Raw genomic sequence first — 22,156 nt, forward strand, 5'->3', positions numbered from 1 at the left:
TTGGTTAAAATAAAAAAGCCAGGTTTTCACCTGGCTTGTCAATGATGGGAATCGAATGGATGAGACTACCAGCGGTAGTGAGAGAAAGCCTTGTTGGCATCTGCCATCTTTCGGATATCTTCTTTTTTCTTGATCGCAGATCCGGTGCCTTTTTGAGCTTCCATGAATTCTGCTGCCAATTTGTTTTTCATTGATTTTTCGTTTCTTCCACGGCTATATTTGATAAGCCATCGGATTCCGAGTGCAAGTCGTCTTTCTGGACGAACTTCGATCGGAACTTGGTAAGTCACACCACCCACACGACGAGATTTTACTTCCACTTGTGGTTTTGCATTTTCCAATGCTTCTTGAAAAACAGCAAACGGGTCTTGGCCAGTTTTTTTAGCAATTACTTCTAACGCATCGTAGAATACGGATTCAGCGACACTTTTTTTACCATCTACCATTAGGCAGTTGATAAACTTAGAAATCACTTTGTCATTGTATTTAGGATCGCCTTCGATATGGCGCGGTTCAACTTTTCCTCTTCTTCTAGACATATACCTTTCTCCGATTACGCTTTAGGACGCTTAGCGCCGTATTTAGAACGTCCTTTACGACGTTTGTCTACACCGAGTGTATCCAGTGTTCCACGAATGATATGATAACGAACCCCTGGTAAGTCTTTTACCCTTCCCCCACGGATGAGAACCACGTTGTGTTCTTGGAGGTTGTGACCTTCACCAGGAATATAAGCTGTGACTTCAATTCCTGTTGTAAGGCGAACCCTTGCTACTTTACGAAGAGCTGAGTTCGGTTTTTTAGGAGTAAAGGTCATTACCCTTGTGCAAACTCCACGTCTTTGTGGGCATGCTTTTAGGGCAGGAGATTTAGTTCTTTTCTTTTGGTCTTCTCTTCCAATGCGGATGAGCTGGTTAATTGTAGGCATTCGATTCCTTCTTCTACTTCTCTGTCTTTAAAAAAATAATGACGTTTTCGTCCAAAATTCCAGATAGGGACATTTTGTAAACGAAAACATGATTTTGTCCCCAGAAACTCTTCCGAATTTGCTAGGGACAAAGTCTGGGTCTAATCGTCGTCGTCCTCATCATCTGAGTCGTCCGATTCTTCTTCCAACTCATCTTCATCCTCGTCTTCTTCAGCAACAAGGCGTGAAAGTGTGGCGGTGGAAACAGGAGCCGACTCGGAAAGTTCAGAAACTTCTTCTTCCTCTTCTTCGGTTTCGAGATCCCAATCCAAGTCTCCTGGGAGATCTTTGAAAACTTCAATGTCACGGTATTTTTTCATACCTGTTCCAGCTGGGATCATGTGACCAATGATTACGTTTTCTTTCAGACCCATGAGGTTGTCTGTTTTTCCTTTGATGGCCGCATCAGTTAGAACCTTTGTGGTTTCCTGGAAGGACGCTGCCGAGAAATAAGACTCAGTATTGAGGGACGCTTTGGTTAATCCCAAAAGAACTGGAGTTCCTTGTGCAGGAGATCCACCTTCTTTTTCCACTCGGTCGTTTTCTTCATCAAAAAGGAATTTATCCACTTGTTGTTGGTTCACAAAAGATGTGTCCCCACTATCTGTGATGATCACCTTACGAAGCATGGAGCGAACCACAACTTCGATGTGTTTATCGTTGATATGAACCCCTTGCAGACGGTATACCTCCTGAACTTCAGAAACCAAATATTCGTGAAGGGCATTTGGTCCTTTGATCGCAAGAATATCATGCGGGTCAAAGTTTCCTTCATCCAACTGGTCTCCTCGTTTCACAAAGTCACCTTGGCGAACACGAATTTGTTTACCGACAGGGATGGCTACTTTTACTTTTTCTTGTTCTGCTGTTTCTGGGATGATGTAGAGGATACGTTTTTCTTTTACGATTTCCCCTTTGTCTTCGATCTTTCCGTCGATTTCTGCAAGTGTGCAGGCATCTTTCGGACGACGAGCTTCAAAAAGTTCATCTACCCTTGGAAGTCCACCCGTGATATCTCGTGTTTTTTCAGCAACAGAAGGGATTTTGAAAATGACATCCCCTTCTCTCACCTTGTCTCCGTTTTGGAATTGGAGAAGAGCATCCACTGGAACTGAGTATTCATCGGATCCGATCAGAACTTTTGGAACCAATCGATCTTTCTTTTGTTCTACCACTTTCAGAATGATATTGGAAGTTTTTGGATCCACATCACGACGAACGTTTTTTCCAATTTCCAAATCTTCCCATTGGATGGTTCCTGCTGCTTCCGCAACTGCCACCTCGTTAAAAGGGTCGAACTCAGCAAGTGCCTTGTTCTCTTCTACGATTTGGCCTTCTTCCGCACGAAGAATGGTTCCGATTTTTACTGGAATCACAAAGTCATCACCTAAGATGCGTAGAGTCGTCCCAACTAGAGTAACAGTTCCCGCTTGGTCAGAAGTAATGCGTTGTTCGGTTGATTCCCCAACTTGGGTCGCAAAAACTTCCCCTTTTTCCAATCTTTGACCATCAACGGCACGAACACTCGAAAGTGAATCGGTATTGTATTCTTGGATCAGCCTGTTGACGATGATGGTTCCGCGACGAGCAAACACTTTTGCAGAATTTGCATTCGTAACAAGACGACCGTTAATTGATTTTACGATAGAGCGATAAGGAACTTTATGTTCTCTTTCTGAAATGGTAGCAGATGCCGCACCACCCACGTGGAAGGTTCTCATTGTCAGCTGTGTTCCCGGTTGACCGATGGACTGTGCCGCAATGGTTCCCACTGCTTCCCCAATCTCTGCAGGAACAAGACGAGCCATGTCCATACCGTAACATTTCGTACAAATTCCGTAACGAGAGCGACAAGTCAGAGGTGATCTTACTTTGATTTTATCGTAACCAAGGTTTTCAATCTGTTGTCCGATGGCTCTTGTGATGAGAGTGTCTTTCGGGAAAACCACTTTTTCGGAAACTGGATCGACTAAATCTTCAGCCGTATAACGACCGAACACTCTGTCCGCAAGAGAAACGATCACGTTTTCCCCTTCCTTTACGATTCCGAGAGTGATGTTTGCTTTGGTTCCGCAATCATCTTCCGATACGATCACATCTTGAGAGATGTCCACAAGACGACGAGTGAGGTAACCCGCATCGGCAGTTTTTAACGCCGTATCCGCAAGTCCCTTTCTCGCACCATGTGTGGAGATAAAAAATTCTAATACCCCGAGGCCTTCACGGAAGTTGGAACGAATCGCAAGTTCGATGATTTCCCCAGACGGTTTCGCCATAAGTCCCCGCATCCCTGCGAGCTGACGGATCTGTTGTTTGGAACCACGAGCACCCGAAGCTGCCATGACGTAAACTGGGTTAAACCCTGCTTGGTCTTTTTCGAGTTCCTTAAACATACCTTCTGTAATGCGGTCATTGGTTTTCGTCCAAATTTCGATTACTTTTTTACGACGTTCTTCGTTGGTAATGATACCTTTACGATACTCCATATCCGCTTTTTCAACTTCTTTGTTGGCATCATTCACTAGTCCCTCTTTTTGAGGAGAAACTCGGATGTCATCAATGGAAATGGTAGGAGCAAATACAGTCGCGTAACGGTATCCAAGACGTTTGATTTCATCAAGCATCACAACTGTGATCCCTGGTCCAAACTTCTCGTATACGTCGGCAATGATTTTGTTTGTTTCTTTATCACCTAGGGTTCTGTTGATATACACATACCCTTTTGGCATCACTTGGTTGAAGATTAGCCTTCCCGGAGTGGTTTCGATGATTTTCCCTTCGTGTAAAACGGAGATTTTGGAGCGAATTTCAACGGTTTTCGTTTCAATCGCATACATCACTTCTTCTAGACCAGTAAAGAATTTTCCTTCACCTTTTGCGTCTTTTACTTCAGAAGTGAGGTAATAAATCCCAAGAACGATATCTTGCGTTGGTCCACAAATCGGTTGTCCGTTCGCAGGATTCAAAATGTTATGCGGTGATAACATCAGCATCCAAGTTTCAAGCTGTGCCTTTGGAGCGAGTGGAACGTGGATGGCCATTTGGTCCCCGTCAAAGTCGGCGTTGAACGCGTGACAAACGAGAGGATGGAGTTTGATTGCCTTTCCTTCTACAAGGACTGGTAGAAATGCTTGGATTCCAAGTCTGTGAAGTGTTGGAGCACGGTTGAGGAGAACCGGGTGTTCTTTCACCACAGTTTCCAAAACATCAAAAACTTCTTTATCTTCTGCTTCGATTTTTTTCTTCGCAGATTTGATGTTTGGTGCTAGTTCCAAATCCACAAGGCGCTTCATAATGAATGGTTTGAAAAGTTCCAAAGCCATTTTTTTAGGAAGACCCATTTGGTGGTATTTCAGTTCAGGACCCACTACGATCACCGAACGACCAGAATAATCTACCCGTTTACCGAGTAGGTTTTGGCGGAACCGACCTTGTTTTCCTTTGAGCATATCGGAAATCGATTTCAATGGTCGATTTCCTTTTCCTTTTACCGTACGTTTACGTCGGCTGTTATCAAAAAGAGCATCTACTGCTTCTTGTAACATACGTTTTTCGTTTCGTACGATGATCTCAGGAGCTTTCAGAGCAAGAAGTCGTTTGAGACGATTGTTTCTGTTGATGACTCGGCGATACAAATCGTTAAGGTCGGAAGTTGCAAAACGTCCCCCCTCTAATTGCACCATCGGACGAAGTTCTGGTGGGATGACCGGAACTACATCCAGAACCATCCACTCAGGACGGTTTCCGGAATCCCGGAACGCTTCCAAAACTTCGAGGCGTTTGAAAATACGTTTATCAGAGATTTTGTTTTTATCTTGGATCTTTTGGCGGATCACACGAGCTTCTGCATCCACATCAATGCGTGCGAGAAGTTCTTTGATGGCGTCCCCACCGATCCCTGCGATGAATTTATCACCGTATTCATCTAAATAATTATGGTATTCATCTTCATCGATAAGCTCGCCCCTGTTCCTTCCGGAATCAGCTGGGTCAATGATCACATACTTCTCAAAGTAAAGAACACTTTTGAGTTGGTTGATGGTCATATCAAGAAGGAGTCCCATACGTGACGGAACTGAACGGTAATACCAAATATGCGAAACAGGAGCCGCAAGTTCGATATGACCCATTCTTTCACGACGCACTTTGGAGTGAGTTACCTCAACCCCGCATTTGTCGCAAACCACTCCCTTATAACGGATGGATTTGAATTTACCGCAGTAACATTCCCAATCCTTAGTGGTTCCGAAGATTTTTTCACAGAAAAGACCATCTCGTTCCGGTTTTAGGGTACGGTAGTTGATCGTTTCAGGTTTTTTAACTTCCCCGAACGACCACTCTTTGATCCGCTCGGGCGAAGCCAAACGGATCGTAATCGATTCAAAACTATTGTAATTTCTCATACTTTTTCCCTTCCCTAAACGTTTTCAATGGTCTCGAATTTGATTTTCTTTTTGTTTTTCGAGAATTCATCTTCGTAATCAGAGATATCCACTTCCAATCCTTCGGAGTCTTTGATGATGATATCAAGAGCAAGACCTCGGAGTTCCTGAACAAGAACGTTGAATGATTCTGGAATTCCCGGTTTGATCGAGTGGATTCCCTTCACAATCGCTTCATAAATTCTTGCACGTCCAAGCATGTCATCTGACTTGATGGTGAGTAACTCTTGTAAGGTGTGTGATGCACCGTATGCTTCGAGAGCCCAAACTTCCATCTCACCGAGCCTTTGTCCCCCGAACTGCGCCTTACCACCGAGTGGTTGTTGCGTTACGAGTGAGTAAGGTCCAGTCGATCTTGCATGGATTTTGTCATCCACCAAGTGAGCCAGTTTCAACATGTAAATGTATCCACAGAAGACTTGGTTGATGAATTTCTCTCCCGTTCTTCCGTCGTATAACTGAAATTTGCTGTTTTCTGGTAATCCCGCTTTTTTGCAGAATTCATGAACGTCACCTTCGGTAGCGCCATCAAACACAGGAGTTTCAAAATTGATTCCTAGTTTTTTGGCCGCGAAACCAAGTTGGGTTTCAAAAATCTGACCGAGGTTCATCCGTGAAGGAACCCCAAGAGGGTTAAGCACGATATCAACAGGAGTTCCATCTTCCATGTATGGCATATCTTCTTGTGCCATCACACGGGCAACTACCCCTTTGTTTCCGTGACGTCCCGCCATCTTATCACCCACGAGGAGTTTACGTTTACGAGCCACATAGACTTTTACCATTTCTTCCACGCCAGCAGCGAGTTCGTCGCCTGTTTCACGGGAATAACGTTTGATATCGATCACAGTTCCTTCAAAACCGTTTGGCATACGAAGAGAGGAATCTCTTACTTCTTTTGCCTTCTCTCCAAAAATGGAGTGTAATAGTTTGTATTCAGGAGTAAGGTCGGTTTCTCCTTTTGGAGTCACCATACCAACCAGGATGTCGCCTGGTTTCACTTCGGCACCAACACGGATCACACCTGACTCATCCAAATCACGGAACGCTTTGTCCGAAAGGTTTGGAATGTCACGAGTGATTTGTTCTTGTCCGAGTTTGGTTTCCCGAGCTTGGATTTCGAATTCTTCGATGTGGATCGAAGAGAAAACATCGTCTTTGATGATTCGTTCAGAAATTAGAATCGCATCCTCAAAGTTGTAACCTTCCCAAGGCATAAATGCCACAAGAACGTTACGGCCAAGTGCCAAATAACCAGCATCAGTGGAAGGTCCGTTCGCAAGAACAGTTCCTTTTTGGAGGATTTGTCCAAATTCACCGTATTTTTCGCCTTTGATGATTTGTCCCGCTACTGGGGCACCAATTCCTAAGTCTTGGCCTTCTTTTACGACCGCAACATACTGCACATCTTCCGAATGGAAAAGTTCATGGGTTTCTTTTTCACCGTTTGGAGAAGTAATCTCCACTCGTTCTTTGGAAACCTTACCTACTTTACCACCAGTAGTCGTATGCAACATGGAAACGTTTGGTTTTTGGTTAAAACAAGTTCCTTGGTTGGTTTTTTTGAATTTAATGAGTGGGTAATGGACAATCTCTTTGGATTGGTCTTCTTTGATCCAAACACCTGTGGCATCTACTTTGGAAACCACACCATCTTTTTTGGCAACAATACAAACTCCCGCATCATATGCCGCGCGAGCTTCCATACCAGTTCCCACAAAAGGAGCTTCTTCTGTTAAAAGAGGTACTGCTTGGCGTTGCATGTTTGATCCCATGAGCGCACGGTTCGCATCATCATGTTCTAAGAACGGAATGAGTGCAGTCGATACAGACACAACTTGTAAAGGAGCAAGATCCATATATTGGATCTCTGATGGGCTACGGAAAGGAAAGTCCCCTCTATGGCGAGTCGAGATCAGTTTAGAAGTAAATTCTCCCTTCTCATCGACAGTCGAATTGGACTGTGCCATGTAGTGGTATTCTTCTTTGTCCGCAGTGAGATACTCTACTTGTTTTTGGACTTTTCCATTTTTCACAAGGCGGTATGGAGTTTCAATAAACCCATAATCGTTGACTCGTGCAAAACTAGACATGGATAGAATGAGACCAATGTTTGGACCTTCCGGTGTTTCAATCGGACACATACGACCATAGTGAGAATAATGAACGTCACGAACCTCGAAACCTGCTCTATCACGAGAAAGTCCACCAGGCCCAAGAGCGTTTAACCTACGTTTGTGGGTAAGTTCCGCCAAAGGATTGGTTTGGTCCATAAACTGAGAAAGTTGCGAAGATCCAAAAAATTCATTGATCACTGCGGTGATTGGTTTGATGGAAATTAAGAGCTGCGGAGTTTGTTGTTCCGGCTCCTGAACTGTCATTCTTTCTTTGATCACTCGTTCCACACGAGAGAATCCAAGTTTCAATTGGTTGGCAATGAGCTCTCCAACAGAACGAATCCTTCTGTTTCCTAAGTGGTCAATATCATCCGGATAGTAGTTTTCTGCTTCCGACATGAGCATCACAAGGTAACGAACAGTTTCGATGATATCTTGTTTTCTTAAAACTCGGTCTTCAGCTTTTGAAAATTCTTTTGGATTGTTGAATTCAAATTTACTGTTGATCTTGTAACGACCCACAACACCTAAATCAAAAGTTTTAGGTGAGAAAAAGAGGCGTTTCAGTTCTGCTTCTGCGTTTTCAATCGTAGAAGGTTCGCCTGGACGCATGATCGTGTGAAATTTTTTGACTGCATCTTCGTAGTCGTTCACACCATCTTTTTCTAAACAGTTGATAAGAACTGGGTTGTCTTTTCCTTTCGGAAATTCAATGACATCCACATCTTTTACCTTCATTTCACGAAGGATGGAGATATTATCCTCATTGATTTTGGATCCGGCGTCGAGCATTACCTCTCCCGTTTCCATGTTGATGATATCAGCGATGGTTCGGCGACCAATGAGACGTTTGAGGTCTTTTGGATTGGCACCAGCAATCTTCATTTTGGAAGATCCATAGAACAAACGTAATACTTCTTCGTTTGTTCCCATCCCCATAGCTTTAACAAGAAGGGTTGCCGGGAATTTTTTCTTACGGTCGATTTTGGCAACAAGGATTCCCTTGTTGTCCATCTCGAATTCCAACCAAGAACCTCGGTAAGGAATCACCCGTGCAGAAAAAGTATCACGCACTTGGTCGTAAGAAAAGAAAATACCAGGCGACCTATGAAGCTGGCTTACCACTACCCTTTCTGCACCATTGATGATGAAAGTTCCGTGGTCTGTCATCACAGGAAGATCTCCCATGTAGACAACTTGTTCCCGGATCTCTCCGGTGTCTTTGATGATGAGTCGAATGACTGCTTTTAGTGGAACAGCAAAGGAAGAATCAGTATCTTTGCATTCTTGAGGATCGCGTTTCGGCTCTCCCAAGATATAATGGCCATATTCCATGACCATATCGTTGTTTGGTGATTCGATTGGGAAGGATTCACGAAATACCGCTTCCAACCCTTGGTTCAAACGTTTCGTCGGATCTTTCACTTCCGACTGGAGAAACCAATCAAAGGATTTTTTTTGTACGTAGATAAGATTAGGAAGTAAATTGAGGTCGGTAATTTTACCGAAATTTACCCGGTTTCTAATTTGCATTCGGGTATGCATGGAATACTCTCCCTAGAGACAACAAAATAATAGATGGTATGATAAACGAAAAAATAGAGGTGGGGACGCCTACGGCCTCCCTGCCTCTAAGTTTTTGAAGACTGGGTTTAAAAATTGGCAACCGATTAACCGGCAGCAGCAACTTCTACTTGAGCCCCAACACCTTCGAGTTTTTTCTTAATATCAGCAGCTTCGTCTTTAGAAACGCCTTCTTTCACTGATTTTCCACCAGCTTCAACAAGCGTTTTCGCATCTGCCAATCCAAGACCAGTGATTTCGCGAACGAGTTTAATAACGTCGATCTTTTTGTCACCGTGTGCTTTCAAGATTACATTGAAAGTTGCAGGCTCTTCAGCAGCAGCTGCGCCACCACCTGCACCCGCAACAGCCGCTACCGCAACCGGTGCAGCAGCAGAAATCCCGAATTTGTCCTCCATCTTTTTCACTAGATCAGCTGCCTGAACTAATGTAAGACTTCCAATTTGTTCTAATAGCGCGTCAACAGACATCCTATATTCTCCTTATCCTACTAATCACTATGATTACTAATTGCCGTTTTTCTCGGCTACAGCATTGATGGCGCGAGCCAATGATGCCATGATTTGATTGATTCCAGAAGCAATTTGCGTTGCAGGAGCATTGATCCCACGAGCCACTTGCGCAAGAAGTTCTTGTTTGGACGGAAGTCCAGCAATCGCCTCTACTCCGGATTTACCCAAAACTTCCCCGTCCATATAGCCGGTTCTGATTTCGAGTTCCTTCTTATCTTTTGCAAAGTCCTTACAAACTTTTGCTACTGCTGGAAGTGCATCCAGAGAGAAAATAGCTGCAAGAGGCCCTTTGTAAACATCCCCAAAATCAATGGAGTTGTTTTTATGTTCAGAAGACTCTTTTAAAGCACGGAGGAAAAGGTTGTTTTTGATTACCTTCATCTCCGATCCTTCTTTGCGAAGTTTCGCACGAAGGTTGGACATATCTTCAACAGTTAAACCGCTGTAAGATGCTAAAATAAAGTTTGGTCGTTTTTCCAAACGACTTTTAAGTTCTGCTACTGCTTCAATTTTAGATGGATTTGCCATTGTTCTTACTCGTTATATGTTCGCGTTTACTAGTTCTTTTACATCGACTTTTACGCCGATTCCCATAGTTGCCGCTACAGAGAAAGACTTGAGATAATCACCCTTCGCATCAGAAGGTTTGTCTTTCATAAGAGCTGCAACTACAGCATTGATATTGTCAGAAAGTTTGTCATCAGAGAAGGAACATTTTCCCACTCCTAAGTGAACCACTCCCCCTTTGTCAGGGCGGTATTCAATTCGACCTGCTTTGAGTTCTTTTACCGCTTTTGCAACCTCAGTGGTTACAGTTCCTGCTTTTGGTTTAGGCATAAGACCCTTACGACCAAGAACTGGACCAAGTTTTCCTACTTCCTTCATCATATCAGGAGTCGCCACACAAGCGTCAAAATCAGTCCATCCACCGGATACTTTTTCGATTAAGTCCATATCACCTACAAAGTCAGCACCAGCTTCCTTTGCTTCGTTTTGTTTGTCCCCTTTGCAGAAAACCAAAACTTTGATCGTTTTTCCAGTTCCGTGTGGAAGAGAGATAGTCCCTCTTACGTTTTGGAGAGATTTATAATTGATTTTAGTCGAAATCTCTAATGTTCCGTCAAATTTGGAAAAACTAGTAGCTTTTGCCAAACCGACTGCTTCACCAAGGGTATAAGCCTTTGTGCGATCGACTTTCTCTTTGAGTTGGATATATTTTTTGCCGCGTTTCATGACTTCGGTTCCCGTTTCCTAATGATTACTCGACGTTTACACCCATGGAACGACAAGTTCCAGCAATGATGTTCACTGCTGCATCCATATCATTCGCATTTAGGTCTTCCATCTTAGTTTTTGCAATTTCTTCTAGTTGAGCTCGTTTGATTGTTCCCACTTTTACAGTGTGTGGAGTGGCAGATCCACCCTGAAGTCCAAGCGCCTTCATCACAAGAAGAGCTGCTGGAGGAGATTTCGTTACGAATGTAAAACTTCTGTCAGAATAAACAGTGATGACCACTGGGAGTTTGAGTCCCATTTGGTTTTTGGATCTTTCATTGAACTGTTTACAGAATTCCATAATATTGAGTCCGGCTTGACCAAGAGCGGGACCTACTGGAGGAGCTGGGTTTGCTTTCCCTGCTTCCACTTGGAGTTTAATTTGTTTTACTACTTTCTTTGCAGCCATCTCGTTTCAAGTTCCTTACTAAAAGTCAATCTATCAGTTCTATTGTTCCGATTTTACTTGGAGGTAATCCAACTCCACTGGAGTGGATCTTCCGAAAATTTCTACACGAACGCGGAGTCTTCCCTTATCAGGAAAGATTTCATCCACAAGACCTGTGAAATTAGCAAACGGACCATCTATAATTTTCAATGTTTCGCCCACTTTGAATAGGAAACGAGGTCTCGAAACTTCTTCCGATTCCACACTTCCCACATCGCTGAAGAGGTTTTTGATCTCATCCAGTGAAAGTGGCTCCGGACCTTTTCCTTTTCCGCCTACAAACGTAGACACAGAAGGTAAGTTCTGGATTTTAAATCGAAGGTCATCGGTCATGTTCATCTCAACGAGAACGTAACCAGGCATGAGTTTTTTCTTTGTGACCTTCTTTTTGCCGTTTTTCATTTCGGCAACTTCCATCGAAGGAATTTTTACTGAGAAGATTTGGTCTTCCAGCTTTTGTTGTTGGACCATCTTCTCAATGTTCGTCTTCACCTTATTCTCGTGACCGGAATAAGTTTGAAGCACATACCATTTTTTATCTAAAGAATCGCCCACTACTTTTACCTATGTTCCTAATGCCCAGAACCACTTTAACAGTTTCAGAAAAACAAAATCCGAAGCTGATAAAAATAGGGAAAAGATAAATACTGTAACTAGGACTACAACGGTAGAACTCACTACCTCTTGGCGTGTTGGCCAATGTACTTTTTCAAGTTCTGCTTTACATTCCTGAATGAAACTCGTAGCTTTCATTGATCCTTGTCCTGTTCTCTAATTCTATATATTCTGTAGTCTGGCAGGGCTGGAGAGAATCGAACTCCCACCAAGGACTTTGGAGATCCTAGTTCTACCATTAAACTACAGCCCTAAAACAAGCCCTCTACCAGGCTTGAACTGGTGACCCCTTCCTTACCATGGAAGTGCTCTACCACTGAGCTAAGAGGGCAAAACGTTTCCCACCCAAGCGCGGGTTTCCAAGCGAGGCTAGGTTTTTTACACTATTTTAAATGAGGCTCTTTGGTCAATGGAAAATGAGTTTATTTCATAGAAATGGCAAAAAAACAAGAAAAACAGTGAATTTCCCTTGAGATTTTAGTTGTGGATTTCCCGGTTCGATAATAGAACCATGTGGGATAAGTCCCCCACTTTAAGGAATGATTCGTGGCGAAACCTTTTGTAGAATTAGAAACACAAATCCCCGATTTGGTAAAGGCAAAATCAAAAATTGTCGTACGATCCTCCCGGATGAATCGCCAACTGGAACAGTATGTTTTAGGTCTCATCACAAACATCCTTTCTGAAGTGGGACAATCTCAGTTTGTAGAGATGCTTTATACAATCTCCAAAGAACTGACCATCAACGGAATCAAAGCCAATCAAAAACGTGTGTTTTTTGAAGATGAAGGCCTCGACATCACCGATGAGAATGATTATTTGCAAGGGATCAAAGAGTATTCCAAAAAATTTTCAGAGAAGATGGCAGATGAATATGGGAAACGTTGCCTTGCCCGCGGAGTGTACGTTCAAATCAAATTCCATTACTGCTTGGACGGACTTCTAGTGGAAGTGACAAACAACACTCCCGTCATCAAAACCGAAGAAGCTCGGATGCGAGAAAAAATGAAAAAGTCCATGGGATACAATGACATCGCCGAATTCTATATGGACAATATGGATAATACAGAGGGTGCCGGACTTGGAATTGCTCTCATTATGATCTTACTCAAAAACGAAGGGGTTGACCCTAACCTATTTCGGATCATCACCCATGCCGACAGAACGGTCGCTCGGGTAGAAATCCCGTTTAACGACAATTATGTTTCGTTTCGTAGTGCAGAACTCGCAGAAATCTAGTTCGTTTTTCTCTGCTCCAACTACAATGTAATTGTATCGACCATCTGTTCGCCATTTTCGAAACTGGCGGACATGGAATTAAAAGGTGCAAACATTCTCGTCACCGGATCTGCCGGTGGACTCGGAAAGGCAATGGCTTACCGACTTGGTAAAGCCGGTGCCAATATCATTCTCTCTGACATCCAAAAAGACAAATTGGACGAAACCGTAGCTCTCTTCCAAAAAGAGGGAATCAAAACCACGGGCATTGTGGCAAACGTTGCCAAAGAAGAAGACAGCATCCGCCTCATCGAAGAAGCAAGTGCTTTCCAAGGTAGCCTGGACGTTGCCATTTTGAATGCTGGAATTTTACGCGATGGACTTCTCATTCGCGTGGACAAAGAAACCGGAAAAGTAAAAGGCAAAATGGGAATCGACCAATGGCAATCTGTCATTGATGTAAACTTAACCGGTGTGTTTCTTACCGCAAGAGAAGCAGCAGCAAAAATGGTGGAACAAAAGAAGGGAGTGATCATCCCGATTGCCTCCATAGCTATGCATGGAAACTCAGGACAAACTAACTATAGTGCTGCCAAAGCAGGAGTGGCTGCAATGACAGTCACTTGGTCAAAAGAACTTGCTAAGTTTGGAATCAGAGTGGCAGGAATTGCACCAGGTTTTATCGGAACTGAAATGGTTCTAAAAGATATGAATCCGGAAGCATTAGAAAAATGGAAGTCCATCATCCCAGTAGGAAGACTTGGCGAGCCAGATGAGATTGCATCCACTGCAGAATTTATCATCTCGAATGACTTAGTGACTGGAGTTGTCTTAGAAATTTCTGGTGGTGTTCGAATCTAACTTTGATTAATGGTTTTGCCCTCAATTTTTTTCTGAGGGCAAAGCAGAAAACCTATGACTGGGTTTTGTCATTTTTTTTTTAAACGAAAAAAATTTCGTAGGTAAAATCAGTATACATTCGTCATAAGGATATAACGGAATCCTTACTGATGAAAATAAAAACAGAACTTTCGAAACAACAATTGGAACAAGCCATTAAAGGAATACAAGGTATTGCCCACCCTATTCGTTTATTGATTCTATACACCTTAGCAAAAGAAGAAAAAACAGTCGGCCAACTTGTCGAGTTATTAGGGACAAGCCAATCGGCTGCTTCCCAACACTTAAGTAAGATGAAAAACAACGGAATCTTAGAATCTCGTAAATCATCCAACCAAGTGTTTTATAGTTTAAAGGACCCAAAATTCAAAGATTTGATCCAGACGATTGTCAAAGTGTATAAAAAGTAAACATCAGTTCTCTTCTTCTAATAAGAACCTGACGTATTCTCCAACCGCATCCCTGAGGTTTGTATAACCAAAGGGATATCCGGTTCTGCCAATCTTCTCCATTGCCGCACAGGTATAGTATTGGTATTTTCCCTTTAACGATTCAGGCATCTCAACGTATTCAATTTGAACCGGTTTGTTCATGGAAGCGAACAAAGCGTTCGCTAAATCGTTCCAAGTCTCAGCAACTCCTCGACCTACATTGTACAATCCGTACTTTCGTTCAGAAAGAAGATAAATACTAATTTTACTGGCATCCTTTACATACAGAAAATCTCTTTTTTGTTCACCGTCTTTGTATTCCGGTTTGTAAGACTTGAATAATTTTAATTTTCCAGTGTCCCTGATTTGTTCATAACCTTTTAGGACAAGGCTACGCATATCTCCCTTATGGGCTTCCCCATAACCAAATACATTGAAGTATTTGAGTCCCACAAGTCTGTCTGCGATCCCCACTTTTTTGGCATACAGATCAAAGAGTTGTTTGGAATATCCATACATATTGAGAGGTTTCAAATTTTCGATAGGAGCCTCGTCGTTATATCCAAATTCTCCCTCCCCGTAGGTCGCAGCACTCGAGGCATAAAGAAAAGGAATGTTTTTACTAACGGCAAACTGTGCCAATTTCTTCGTATAATGGAAGTTATTTTGCATTAGGTAAGTGGCATCTTTTTCTGTCGTAGCAGAACAAGCACCTAAATGGTAAATTTCAGAGATCTCATTTATAATTGAATTTCCTGAATCGAACATAGATTCAAATTTATCTTTTTCATAATAATCTAGGAAAAAATTCCTTTGGAGGTTTTTCCATTTTTCCGTCATACCCAAATGGTCCACCACTAAGATATCCGTGTTCCCATTGTGATTGAGGTCTTCGATAATTTGTGATCCGATGAGGCCTGCGCCTCCAGTGACGAGAGTTAGTTTTTTTGCCATTGGTTTCTTTTTAGTTTTTTTATATCCAAACATTCTTTCTATTAACTTTTTAATTTGCGGGTGAGAAAAAACAAAGACCCCTACCCAATGGAATCAATGATCTTTCCAAACTTTGTATCTACCTGCTTAATCGTTTCGGGAAGAGGAAGAAGGACCTCTGGGATCCAAGGTTTCATCCTGCAGTCAAAAACAATCGGAACTTGATATGCGATATGGTTCCCTTTGGTTTCTGTTCTGGCATATACATCCGATGCTGGTTCCATTCTAGTAAACATAGTCCAGATAAAATCAGAATCTGTTTTTACCGCATCCAGAGAATCATCCACAAGAAAAACATAATGAAAACGACCAAGGTCTTCTTCGAGCAAACGATTTGCCAATTGGTCATTCGGAGTGAAAGCAGATCCTTCCACCACAAGAACTCCAGGTAAAAAAACTTTTGGTTTAGAGAAACGTTTGTCTTTTAGATTTCCTGTAAAATCCCTTGGTAGGTTTGGAAACTTTATCGGTGCGTTGGCATCTGTAATTCCCATCCATAAAAGTTTACTACCTTTGTTAACCGTACCACTTGTATAATCCAATGTATCTTGGCTAATATGGCTGAAGATAAAGAAGTCCGTTCTTGGATCACATCTTTCGGTAATGACTTTGAATGTTTCTGAAAAGTTTTTTAGGTTCACACGTTCATTTGTGACAAGTAAACATTTTGTGAGTGAAAGTTGGCCTTCTCCTAAGATCCGAAGAGCTCCCATAAAAGCTTCGCGGAAATACCTTTCCTTTACAACGGCTGCCGCAAGGGAATGCACTCCCGATTCTTCATAAGCCCAGACCCCGAGTATTTGTGGCATCACCAGTGGGAACATGGGAGAAAGTAAATCCTGTAAAAACTCTGCGATGTAATGGTCTTCTTGGGGAGGCCTTCCCACAACCGTAGCCGCCCAGATGGCATCTTTTCTATGGAGAACGTGCGTTAGGTCCAAATAAGGATAATCATGTAACAATGAATAGTATCCGTAATGATCACCGAAAGGGCCTTCTGGTTTTCTTGAGTAAGGAGGGATCGAACCAATCAAAGCAAAGTCAGCATCGGCAACAATCGGATAAGGAGAAATAGTTTTGTCTTTTTTCATCCGGAGTTTTTCCCCCATCAGAAAGGATGCAAAAACAAGTTCCGGGATTTCTTCAGGAAGTGGCGCGACAGCTGCTATGGTCAAAGCCGGTGGCCCACCAATGTATACATGAGCAGGCAAGGACTCTCCTTTTTTTTCCGCTTCATAATAATGAAAGCCACCACCCCTGTGGATTTGGATGTGCATCCCTACCGTTTTGTCGCCGAAAAGTTGCACCCGGTACATTCCTAAATTTCCATTCCCTGATTCAGGATGTTGGGTATAAACCAATGGCAGAGTGACAAAGGCTCCTCCGTCTTTTGGCCAAGAAACCACTTGCGGTAACTCGTTTGTAGATAAAAAGCTACCAGAGAGAACTGGTGCCCTTCTCACCTGTTTTAAGCCTACTTGGAAAGGCAAAAGTCCAAGGGAACGTTCTTTCCAAAGTTTGGAAAACCTCGGGGGAAAAATCTCTTTTGCGAGTTTGGCAAGTCTTTGGATGGTGGCGACAGGTTTTGGCCCAAAGGCCAAATGAATTCGTTTTTCCGATCCATAGAGATTCGTGGCAACGGGAAACTTGGTCCCTTTGACATTGGTAAAAAGAAGGGCTGGGCCTTTTTTGGCCACAACTCGCCTCTGGATCTCTGCCAGTTCCAGATATGGATCCACGGGATCGGAAATCACATGGAGTTCTCCCTCCGTTTGCAAAAGTCGGACAAAATCATTGGTGGATCGTAGTGAAACCATAAAAAGGAATGGACGGCTCCTTGTTTTCTTAAACTCTTAAGGGCATAAATTCTATGTCCCAAGAACCAAATACCACACAACCAATCATTACCGATATCAAAAGAATTGCTGTCTGCGGAGGATCTTTAGGAAGAGAGAGACGGTCTTATGTGCGGGGACAGGTGGTGGATGTGGGGATTACCGATCTTATGAAGGCAGAAGGCCTTTGGGATTTGATGACGGGACTTTTCATTGGGGAAGAAACAAAAATCACACCATTCTTGGACTTTTCTTTGGCTCCTGTGAGAAAACCTGTTTTAAAATTAGAAATCTTTGATACCGGTGGAACTAAAATCTACACTTCAGGGAAAATCAAAGCCGATGAGGATGGTTTTTTTTCCTGCGAAATCCGTGACAAACTTCCTGTCGGATTTCATGACTTCCAAGTGATACTCGAAGGATTGGATAGTTTTCGCCAATACTCCAAAGACTTAGCTCATCTAAATAACACAGAAGATTCTATCTTAGGAAAGACTACCCTTGTTGGAAAAGGAAAACTCCGAATCCTTGCAGAAGACTACAAAGGAATGGTGGTGACTTCCGATATTGACCAGACTTATCTTGCCACAGACATCCATTCAGGAAAAGGTAAGTTTACAGCAGTTTTTGAAACACCTAACCAGAAGCAGGCGCTACCTGGAATGCCGGAACTCTACAGAGAAATCCGCAGTTCTTTATCCAATGCTCCTTTGGCATTTATTTCCGCAAGCCCTCATTTTTTTCGTAGGACTATGCTTGCAACCATCGCCAAAGATGGGATCCAAATCGAATCCTTACATTTAAAATATTTAGAAGGAACCATCAAAGGTGTTTTTGATAAAGTACTCGGAACTATTTTTAATCCCATTGAATTTTTGCAAAATGGTTTTAAACCAGCATGGTCCAGGACAAAAAAATTCTTAGGTGCCTCTTACCAAAGTCTCTTTGACCAAATGTCTTATAAACTTTCCATCCTACTCTATGACAGAGTGTATCTTCCCACTGAGGCCAAAGAAATTCTTCTGGGTGACAACACAGAATCTGATTATATGATCTTTACTTTGTACCAAATCATCTGTATGGGGAAACTCTCAGGTGATGAACTAGAAGAGTATTTGTACAAACTAAACTTTCTCGGTCGAGATGCCATCACAAGGGATTCTGCCAAAAAAATTAGACTCCTAGCCGAAGAAATCCAAAGAATCCACGGCACCATCAATCCAGTGAAACTTAGCCTTATCAACAGAACAAGTCATGGCCCAAGTGAAGTGGAAATGCGAGAAAAGGTAAAGGAAGCATTGCCTGCGGGGATGTATGACTCAGTTTTTTCCAAGGAACAAGCGTTCTATGGAACAGAAGGAGCAATGGGAATGGCTTTGATTCTAGAAAGTGAAGGATACTTAAATCTGGAACAGATTTTAGCAATTGTGGCGGGAATGATTGGAAAAGTATTGGAAGGAAAACTTGTGGATGAAGGTTTTTTATTAAAATTAATCGATGAACTAACTCTACCCAAGTCAGCCGAAGGGATTAAACAAAAAGTAAAGGAAGGCCTCATCGCAGCCTTCCAATCATAACACAAACATTAAACTTTTGTATCGTTAGAGTAAGCCGTTTAGTCCTGAAAGCGGCTTAAATAATAATGGAAAAATAACTTCTTTTTCGTAACCAAACTGACTGTGTTCATCACAATTGGAATGAGTAAACAAATCCAAAGTGCAAAAGTGGAAGCCTGCCCTGTCTGTATAAAGTCAACAGCAATCATTTGTTTTACAAAAAAGTATGGCAAAAAAGAAAGTAAGGTCAAAAGAAAAGAGACTAAAATCCTTTCTTTTGTATTTCCTTTTACATAATAAAAACTATTTGTAGAAATATCAAACCGAGCCTGAGTCCATTCACGAATCTTTAAAAAGGGTTTTTCCACAATCAAATAACTAATTAATGCGATAATGGTTGAAATGAGTAAACTAATCAAAGAAGCCTTGAGCAGTCGACCAAGGTCATTATTGTTTACAATTTTATGATCTAACACAGACAACATAACAGTTGTATTCACCAACATATGAACTAAATATATTCCATAACTCAATTTACCAATAAAGACCAACAAAGGATTTGACAAAAACCAAGATACTTTGGAAAAAAAACCACCAACAGCACCATAAACAATGACAAAGGCAAAAAAGGAGTAAAAACTAATTCGGTAGATAATAAAATATTCTTTTGCTTCTGAGAACTCTAATGTGCAAACATAACAAAAAATGAATACCAAAACGATAAACATAAGATAAAAACTTAGTTTAGCACCTGGAAGTTTGGTGGATACTTTCTCTGCCCTCCAAAGTTCCATGAGTAAAATTCCATACACAAATGGTTCAAAATGTGTATGAATTGGATGGAACAACGTCTGCACATAAACCTCAAATGAATCCATGGGGACTGTTAAAAAATAATAGTACCGAATCAAATTAGGGAGTAACAATAATACGATTAAAAATACAATTTTTTGGATTCGATTTTGCAAAATCTTTGCGTAAAACAAAAAAGCAAAAGGCATGGCCAAATAAAATTGTTCTTCCATTGAAAGTGACCAGCCATGTACCAAAATCCGATTTGGGAAATAATTAGAAATATAAGTAAGGTCAGTCCACCAGTAGGATAGTTTTAATTTTAAACCGACAAGTCCTTCGGCAAAAGAACTGGCTCCTTCCATTCCTTGGCTTTTCTTCAAAATCCCTGCCATAATGAGGATCGTTACAAAAAGGATCAAATAAAAGGCAGGAAAAATCCTTAACGAGCGTTTGATTACAAAATTTTTCCAACTTTCTAAAAAACTAGCACGTTCCAATTCTCTTGAAAAAGAAGTAGATACTAAAAAGGAACTGATAACAAAAAATAAACTCATCAAAAATTCAACGTTTTGTGCAATCGATAAATAAGGCGCATAATGATTTGGGAAAGACTCCAAAGAAAACGCAAAACAATGAAATAAGATGACGAAATAACAACTAAGAGCACGAATCCCATACAACTCGTTGATTTCCTTTTTGTTTTTCTTAAAGATTTCTATAAAATATTCTTTCATATTGGTACGATATTGGCACTATGTCTTGGTAAATCCTATGAATGCAATCGATAATTCATTAGGAACGAGTTGAATTAAAAATGCTAAAAAAGGAACTTCACTAAATGAAAAAAGGCAAAATTAAGAACTGGATCCTCGGGACTTTGTTTGTTTTGGCTGTTTTTTATTCGATTGAATACACCCAACCACGGTATTCCCTTTTTCAAGACAGTCATGACAAAGCTGTTCAAACATTTTCCATTTGGAAAAATCATTTTTTATCGGACAATTTGTATTATCCAGCGAAGGTAATTGACCCAGATTTAGAATTCTTTCACCTTCAAAAAAATCTATACCTTCAATATAATGATAAATTAGTAAGTGCCTTCCCTTTGCAGTTTGCCTTTATCATGGCACCCTTCCTCTCTTTTTTGCCCATTAATTTTCTGCCGTACACTTCGTTCGTATTTTTATCACTTGGATTTGTCATCCTAATCAGAAAATATAACTTTTCCTTATTTTTACTTACCTTAACCTATTTTACAACTTTTCTTTGGCCATTAAGTTGGGAATATTCCGAACTGCCCGCCATCTTTGTTTTCTCAGTTTTTGGACTCAGCCCTTTTTTGCGTAAAAAACATTCCTATCTCCAACATGGTTTGGCTGGACTAGCCACTGCATGGGTGGTCATCGTTCGTTTGGACACAGTTCCATTTTTGGGATTATTTTTTGTTACCTATAGTTTTTTGCATTTGAAAACAAATGGATTCAAAGGAATTAGAACCTACTTTCAAATCTATTTTGTATTTTTTATTACACTGATTCTTTCACTTTTGATCCAAACGGGACTCAACCAATGGCTTTATGGACATATTCTAGGAACTCGTTTCCTCGCCAATAGCAATGGGTTTTCCGTTGGCTTCACAGAAAGAATCCAATGGTTCCAAAGTTTGTTATTCTATTCCAATTTGAAAATTGGCTTTTTTGGATACCTACCCTTTGCAATCATCCTTTTTATTTTTTATGGATACAAATGGAATCAGATCTCTGATTCAAAAAAATCTCTATTGATTGCAATGGTTGGAACCCTACTCATTATTCCTTGGATTGCTCCAAATGACGGGTTTAATAATTGGGGACCCAGATTTTATACAATATTAATTTTTCCTTATCTATTTTTGTTAAAACCACTTGTAAAATTTTATTATCATAAAAGGAAAAAACTATTTTTTTTATTATTTCTCTGTTTCGGCCTTTTTTCTTTTTCAATGGGCATTGTTGGAGCTAAAATTCAAAAAACGAAGACAAACTTAGTCAAAAATTTTTCACCAATTCTTACGGAAACAAAACCTGACATACTTGTCTTCCAAGATTACCTAAATTTTTATACTGGTGGAAATTATTATTTCAACCACACTGTCGTTGTATCCTATTCGAGTAGTTCCAATAGAAATTTACTACAGAATGCAGCGGAAAAATTTCCAAATCAAAAGATTGCATTTGTTACATGGAACCCAGAGCTTTTTTCAAAGGAGATTCAAGATGCTGTTAATGAAAACAAAAGAAAGTCAGGTTATCCGATTTCTGAATGGGACACAAACCAATTAGAGAATCAAATGCGTTTGAAAACCAGTCATTTTGAAATTCTTAACCGGCAAAATTATCGCATTTGGATTGGTACACTTCGCTGAAAACTTAAACAAAAATCTCTCGTTCCTATTGATTGTTAGCTTCTAAATCATCCACCAAAACCAA

At 41.2% G+C, this 22,156-nt stretch carries 18 protein-coding genes and 2 tRNA genes; 5 read left to right on the top strand and 15 right to left on the bottom strand.

Annotation, left to right across the window (positions count from 1 at the left end; all coding sequences use genetic code 11):
- Positions 1-65: 65 nt before the first annotated feature.
- The 12 genes from rpsG to EHR01_RS05475 all read right to left on the bottom strand — a co-directional run bounded on the left by rpsG (position 66) and on the right by EHR01_RS05475 (position 12,291).
- Positions 66-539 (bottom strand): 30S ribosomal protein S7, encoded by a 474-nt coding sequence (gene rpsG / locus EHR01_RS05420; protein WP_012388943.1) that lies wholly within the window; start codon positions 537-539, stop codon positions 66-68.
- Between the two features lie 14 nt (positions 540-553).
- Positions 554-928, bottom strand: coding sequence for a 30S ribosomal protein S12 (gene rpsL / locus EHR01_RS05425; protein ID WP_004783543.1), 375 nt, complete (start codon positions 926-928; stop codon positions 554-556).
- A 140-nt stretch (positions 929-1,068) separates the two neighbouring features.
- Complete coding sequence (gene rpoC / locus EHR01_RS05430) at positions 1,069-5,370, bottom strand: DNA-directed RNA polymerase subunit beta' (protein WP_135693654.1); 4,302 nt, start codon at positions 5,368-5,370, stop codon at positions 1,069-1,071.
- Positions 5,371-5,384: 14 nt separating this feature from the next.
- Positions 5,385-9,071, bottom strand: a complete 3,687-nt coding sequence (gene rpoB / locus EHR01_RS05435) for a DNA-directed RNA polymerase subunit beta (RefSeq protein ID WP_135693655.1) — start codon at positions 9,069-9,071, stop codon at positions 5,385-5,387.
- A gap of 125 nt (positions 9,072-9,196) precedes the next feature.
- Positions 9,197-9,580: a 50S ribosomal protein L7/L12 gene (rplL, locus tag EHR01_RS05440; RefSeq protein WP_004783509.1), complete on the bottom strand. Its 384-nt coding sequence runs from the start codon at positions 9,578-9,580 to the stop codon at positions 9,197-9,199.
- A 36-nt stretch (positions 9,581-9,616) separates the two neighbouring features.
- Positions 9,617-10,150 (bottom strand): 50S ribosomal protein L10, encoded by a 534-nt coding sequence (gene rplJ / locus EHR01_RS05445; RefSeq protein WP_020777456.1) that lies wholly within the window; start codon positions 10,148-10,150, stop codon positions 9,617-9,619.
- A gap of 12 nt (positions 10,151-10,162) precedes the next feature.
- Positions 10,163-10,855, bottom strand: coding sequence for a 50S ribosomal protein L1 (rplA, locus tag EHR01_RS05450; RefSeq protein ID WP_135693656.1), 693 nt, complete (start codon positions 10,853-10,855; stop codon positions 10,163-10,165).
- A gap of 25 nt (positions 10,856-10,880) precedes the next feature.
- Positions 10,881-11,306, bottom strand: coding sequence for a 50S ribosomal protein L11 (gene rplK / locus EHR01_RS05455; protein WP_135693657.1), 426 nt, complete (start codon positions 11,304-11,306; stop codon positions 10,881-10,883).
- Between the two features lie 39 nt (positions 11,307-11,345).
- Positions 11,346-11,900 (bottom strand): transcription termination/antitermination protein NusG, encoded by a 555-nt coding sequence (gene nusG, locus EHR01_RS05460; RefSeq protein ID WP_004783847.1) that lies wholly within the window; start codon positions 11,898-11,900, stop codon positions 11,346-11,348.
- A gap of 9 nt (positions 11,901-11,909) precedes the next feature.
- Entirely contained in the window at positions 11,910-12,098 is a 189-nt protein-coding gene (gene secE, locus EHR01_RS05465; RefSeq protein WP_002973751.1) for a preprotein translocase subunit SecE, read from the bottom strand.
- A 41-nt stretch (positions 12,099-12,139) separates the two neighbouring features.
- Positions 12,140-12,213 (bottom strand) — tRNA-Trp (locus EHR01_RS05470).
- A 6-nt stretch (positions 12,214-12,219) separates the two neighbouring features.
- Positions 12,220-12,291: transfer RNA gene (locus tag EHR01_RS05475), tRNA-Thr, on the bottom strand.
- Positions 12,292-12,506: 215 nt separating this feature from the next.
- On the opposite strand from EHR01_RS05475, the gene EHR01_RS05480 reads away from it, so the two are divergent.
- From EHR01_RS05480 to EHR01_RS05490, 3 genes are all read left to right on the top strand, one after another.
- Positions 12,507-13,199, top strand: coding sequence for a histidine kinase (locus tag EHR01_RS05480; protein ID WP_135693658.1), 693 nt, complete (start codon positions 12,507-12,509; stop codon positions 13,197-13,199).
- Positions 13,200-13,271: 72 nt separating this feature from the next.
- The gene (locus EHR01_RS05485; RefSeq protein ID WP_004783705.1) at positions 13,272-14,039 is read left to right on the top strand and encodes an SDR family NAD(P)-dependent oxidoreductase; all 768 of its coding nucleotides are present in this window, start codon (positions 13,272-13,274) and stop codon (positions 14,037-14,039) included.
- Positions 14,040-14,188: 149 nt separating this feature from the next.
- Positions 14,189-14,488 carry an ArsR/SmtB family transcription factor gene (locus EHR01_RS05490; protein ID WP_002973834.1) on the top strand — a complete coding sequence of 100 codons (300 nt, stop codon included), beginning with the start codon at positions 14,189-14,191 and terminating at the stop codon, positions 14,486-14,488.
- 3 nt (positions 14,489-14,491) lie between these two features.
- On the opposite strand, the gene rfaD is transcribed toward EHR01_RS05490, so the two are convergent.
- Both rfaD and EHR01_RS05500 read right to left on the bottom strand, forming a co-directional pair.
- Positions 14,492-15,463, bottom strand: coding sequence for an ADP-glyceromanno-heptose 6-epimerase (gene rfaD / locus EHR01_RS05495; protein ID WP_135693659.1), 972 nt, complete (start codon positions 15,461-15,463; stop codon positions 14,492-14,494).
- Between the two features lie 80 nt (positions 15,464-15,543).
- Positions 15,544-17,319 (bottom strand): UbiD family decarboxylase, encoded by a 1,776-nt coding sequence (locus tag EHR01_RS05500; RefSeq protein WP_135693660.1) that lies wholly within the window; start codon positions 17,317-17,319, stop codon positions 15,544-15,546.
- A 53-nt stretch (positions 17,320-17,372) separates the two neighbouring features.
- Here EHR01_RS05500 and EHR01_RS05505 point away from each other — a divergent pair, with 53 nt between their 5' ends.
- A complete protein-coding gene (locus EHR01_RS05505) occupies positions 17,373-18,914 on the top strand; it encodes a phosphatase domain-containing protein (RefSeq protein WP_135693661.1) in 1,542 nt (513 codons plus the stop codon).
- Between the two features lie 38 nt (positions 18,915-18,952).
- Here the strand turns inward: EHR01_RS05505 and EHR01_RS05510 are convergent, their stop codons facing one another.
- Positions 18,953-20,422 (bottom strand): acyltransferase family protein, encoded by a 1,470-nt coding sequence (locus tag EHR01_RS05510; protein ID WP_135693662.1) that lies wholly within the window; start codon positions 20,420-20,422, stop codon positions 18,953-18,955.
- A 104-nt stretch (positions 20,423-20,526) separates the two neighbouring features.
- On the opposite strand from EHR01_RS05510, the gene EHR01_RS05515 reads away from it, so the two are divergent.
- Entirely contained in the window at positions 20,527-22,092 is a 1,566-nt protein-coding gene (locus EHR01_RS05515; protein WP_135693663.1) for an LA_3751/LA_3752 family putative glycosyltransferase, read from the top strand.
- The last annotated feature ends 64 nt before the right edge of the window (positions 22,093-22,156 follow it).

It is taken from the genome of Leptospira mtsangambouensis (assembly GCF_004770475.1).
In the GTDB taxonomy this organism is placed as follows: Bacteria; Spirochaetota; Leptospiria; order Leptospirales; family Leptospiraceae; genus Leptospira_A; species Leptospira_A mtsangambouensis.